Origin of the sequence: Acidovorax sp. PRC11 (genome assembly GCF_031844105.1) — a bacterium.
Classification (GTDB): Bacteria; Pseudomonadota; Gammaproteobacteria; order Burkholderiales; family Burkholderiaceae_C; genus Paracidovorax.
The window spans coordinates 1-1,189 of record NZ_JAUZUQ010000057.1; the positions used below are offsets into that span (position 1 = coordinate 1).

The window sequence follows — 1,189 nt, forward strand, 5'->3', positions numbered from 1 at the left end:
GCAATGATCTTGGCCACGACGCCGGCGCCGACGGTACGGCCGCCTTCACGGATGGCGAAGCGCAGGCCTTCTTCCATGGCGATGGGGTTGATCAGCTTGACGGTGATCGACACGTTGTCGCCGGGCATGACCATTTCCTTGTCGGCCGGCAGCTCGATGGCGCCGGTCACGTCGGTCGTGCGGAAGTAGAACTGGGGGCGGTAGTTGTTGAAGAAGGGCGTGTGGCGGCCGCCTTCGTCCTTCGACAGCACGTACACCTCAGCCGTGAAGTGGGTGTGGGGCTTGATGGAGCCGGGCTTGCACAGCACTTGGCCACGCTCGACGTCTTCGCGCTTCGTGCCGCGCAGCAGCAGGCCGACGTTGTCGCCGGCTTGGCCCTGGTCCAGCAGCTTGCGGAACATTTCCACGCCGGTGCAGGTGGTCTTCTGCGTGTCGCGGATGCCCACGATTTCGATTTCTTCGCCGACCTTGATGATGCCGCGCTCGACACGGCCCGTCACCACGGTGCCGCGACCGGAGATGGAGAACACGTCTTCCACGGGCATCAGGAAGGCACCGTCCACGGCGCGCTCGGGCGTCGGGATGTAGGTGTCCAGGGCTTCGGCCAGCTTGTCGATGGCTTGCTCGCCCAGGGGGCCCTTGTCGCCTTCGAGGGCCAGCTTGGCCGAGCCGCGCACGATGGGGGTGTCGTCGCCGGGGAAGTCGTACTTGTCGAGGAGTTCGCGCACTTCCATTTCGACCAGCTCGAGCAGCTCTTCGTCATCCACCATGTCGCACTTGTTCAGGAACACGATGATGTAGGGCACGCCCACCTGGCGGGCCAGCAGGATGTGCTCGCGCGTCTGGGGCATCGGGCCGTCGGCGGCCGAGCACACCAGGATGGCGCCGTCCATCTGGGCGGCACCGGTGATCATGTTCTTGACGTAGTCGGCGTGGCCGGGGCAGTCCACGTGGGCGTAGTGGCGGTTGGCCGTCTCGTATTCCACGTGTGCGGTGTTGATGGTGATGCCGCGGGCCTTTTCTTCGGGCGCTGCGTCGATCTCGTCGTACTTCTTGGCTTCGCCGCCGAACTTGGCGGACAGCACCGTGGCGATCGCCGCCGTCAGCGTCGTCTTGCCGTGGTCCACGTGGCCGATCGTGCCCACGTTCACGTGGGGCTTGGTACGTTCGAACTTACCTTTTGCCATTT

Annotated in this window: 1 protein-coding gene; it reads right to left on the reverse strand. The window is 64.8% G+C overall.

Features of this window, described 5'->3' with window-relative positions; genetic code table 11:
* Positions 1-1,187 (reverse strand): elongation factor Tu (gene tuf / locus Q9R47_RS24260; protein WP_011793521.1); only part of this gene is annotated, 1,187 nt, incomplete at its 3' end.
* Between the last annotated feature and the right edge of the window lie 2 nt (positions 1,188-1,189).